The following is a 2,832-nucleotide window of genomic DNA, read 5'->3' as shown; positions in this document are numbered from 1 at the left end:
TTCGATCTGCCGCTCAACGGCGTCCAGTCGATTGAGCCGATCCACGGCAGACACATCGCCGGCCGGTAGTTTATCCAGGTTGGCAGCCAGTTCGGCATCCCGGGCCGCGAGCCGCTGATTATCCGCGGCCAGTTCGATCGCACGCTGATTGATGATTGGCAGCGACAGCGGCTGCTCGGCCTGCAGCCGGTCGACCAGTCCGCGCGACCGTTCCAGCAGGTCTGGCGTGATGATGTGATCCACATCCACCGGGCGGCCGTTCGCGAGGTCGTCGATCGCCTTGGTCAGTGCGCTGCGGTGCGCGGCCTCGCCCTCGATCCCGGGCATCGGGTTCGTCGCGGCGATCTGCGCCTCGCTCTCGACCACGTTGCCGGCGTCGCGGACGGTGCGCGGCCAGTTGCCGGTCTTGGCACGGGTCCACAGGTTTGACAGCCCCTTGATCCCGCCGCCGAGCAGCGCGCCGCCAAATGCCGTCTCTCCGATGTTCCGCAGCGGCTCGTTTCCGGTCGTGTAGCCGGGCTGGATCCGCTCCATGCTCTGCGCGTTGATAATCTCGATGGCGGTTTGCGAGGCACCGCCGATCGCGCCCCATGCCAGCGCCGTCCCGAGGATGCCGAGCGATTCCGGGGCAGCCAGCGGGAACGCCACCATGTTGACGGGGTCGGTGACGGCCGCGCCGGCGGTGCCGAGGAGCGATCCGAACGTGCCGCCGGTGGTGCGCTCGCGGCGGTCCAGCGCTTGGCTATCGGCCAGTTGCCGCACCCCGATCTCGTCGGCGCGCCGCTGGATTTCCTCGTCGGTCAGTTCGGAGACGTCGAGCTCTGGCCTGGCGGCCTTCAGCGTGCGCACCCGGGCATTCATGTCGGCGATCGAAGCCGTCTCCGGAAGTTGCAGCGGCTCGCCGGTCTTGGCCTGGACCTCGTCCATGTAATCGGACAGCGCGCGCGACTTGCGCAGATTTCCCGAGATCGACTGGCTGACCAGCCGGCCCTTGGCAAAGGCGTCGTCGAAATTGTCCGAGAAGGTCGACGGCAGTTCGGGCGCGGAGACCCGGCCCGCGTAGCCCACGGCGTCGTCGATGTTGCTGGCGAACAGGTCAAGGCTCATCGGAGGTATGAATTTGCCATGCCGGAGGGATCGGACGGGTTTTCGGCCGCAAGCGTTTGGCTCGGCGCGATGTTTCGCAGGTCGAGGATGAACGGCCGCAGCCGGTTCGGCACGTTCGCGCCGACGTCTCGAAAGGCGTATATCGGGCGTTCCGGATCGCGCCCCAGCCGCACCAGATAGCGGCCGTCCGACAGGCTCTCCAGTTGGGCATTGTTCCTGACGTAATCGGCGGTGATGGGGGTGCCGTTCTGGGTCTGCACGCCCTGCAGGTCGCCGTCGGTCAGGCCGCCCATCTTGCCGTCGAAGCCGCGCTGGTTCATGCCGCGGATCGGGCTGATCAGGCTGCCGCCGTTGTGGGTGACCACGCCGCCGGTGACATCGGCCACCGCCCGCTGGAACAGCGCATCGCCGAACTTGCCGTCGAAGTTCGGGTTTGTCGCGGCGAGGTCAGCCACGCGCGCGACGACCGCGCCGCGCATCACGGCATAGGCGCCCTGCGGATCGGTGCGAGCGGCCAGCGTGAACGCTCCGGCCGGCATGTATTTGTCGATCGCCGCGTTGCTGTCGTCGCGGTTGCCTTCCTTCAGCGGATTGTAGGCATCCTTCAGTTTCAGCGCGCCCTGCCCGCGGATGATGCTTTCGCCAATGGCCGGGTCCATCCCGGTCATCGCGCCGGCGTAGGCCTCGACCATGCCGTCGACGCCCTTGGAACCGAGCTTCTGCAGCGTCGCTGCCCGGGTCGCGCCCGAGGTCGAGGCGACGATGTCGCCATAGATCCGGGCCTTCATGGCGGGATCGGCTGCGTCCAGCGCCGCGCGGACCTGGCCGGCCTCGGCGGTGGTCAGCGCGGGCATCGCCGCGGTCTCGAATGTCCGGGTGCCGGTGGCGGCCCATTGCGCGCGCGCTGACATGCCGGCCCGGAACGCGACGGGGTTGCCGACGTCCAGTGGCGCCGGCGGCGGCATGCCCGAGGTCTCGGCCAAAGCTGCAACGGTGTGGTTGAGCGGGTCGTCAGCCAGTGCCTTGGCGGTGCGGTCCCGGGTCTCGGTCGCGATCTCGAGCCGGCGCGCGTCGCTGGTGCTCAGACCCTCGGTCACGGCCTTTTGCTGCAACTGCGAAACAACGGCTGTTTCCTGCGGCTCTGGCGCGCGGCCGAACTGCCGGCGGAACTGATACTCGCCGGCGGCCTGCGCCACCTTCTCCAGCACCTCCGGCGTGTTCGTGGCCGACGCCGCGGTCAGCAGGTCGTTGATGCGCGCCTCGGTCGGTAGCACCGGGTTGGACTTGTCGGCCATGCCCTTGATGATGCTGTCGGCATCGTCCGCGACCCTCTTCGCGACCAGCGTGTTCGCCTTGCCGATGAAGGTGGTGTCGGCGACCGTGGTCGGCACGCTGCCGCCGGCCAGCCGCACCGCCTGCCCCACCCGATTGGAATAGCCGTGCGCTTTCGACGTGTCGTTCGGGTCGTAGCCCAGCGGCCGCTCGAAATGGATGAAGGCTGCGGCGGCCTGCTCCGGCGTGGTCGCGGCGCGGACGGCCGCACCGGCCTTGCCCTCGGTGGTCTGCAGTTCCTGGTTGATGAACTCGAGCTGGGTCTGGAAGTCGTTGACCGGCTTGCCGCGCGCTGACGCGAACTCCCGCATCGCGCTCAGCCGTTCCAGCCGGTGACCGGCGACGCCAAGCCCGGTATTGTTGTCGTGCACCGCGTTGGGGTTTAGCCCGCTT

2 protein-coding genes are annotated in these 2,832 nt (G+C 68.4%); both read right to left on the bottom strand.

From position 1 onward, the window contains the following. The coding region (locus tag AC3XYG_RS16600) for a hypothetical protein (RefSeq protein ID WP_489140958.1) at positions 1-1,107 on the bottom strand (1,107 nt) is incomplete at its 3' end. Continuing rightward, a partial coding sequence (locus AC3XYG_RS16595; protein WP_489140957.1) for a phage tail tip lysozyme occupies positions 1,104-2,832 on the bottom strand: 1,729 nt, incomplete at its 5' end. The genes AC3XYG_RS16595 and AC3XYG_RS16600, both read right to left, overlap by 4 nt.

The organism is Inquilinus sp. (assembly GCF_057815775.1).
This window is presented reverse-complemented; position numbering and strand designations above follow the sequence as displayed.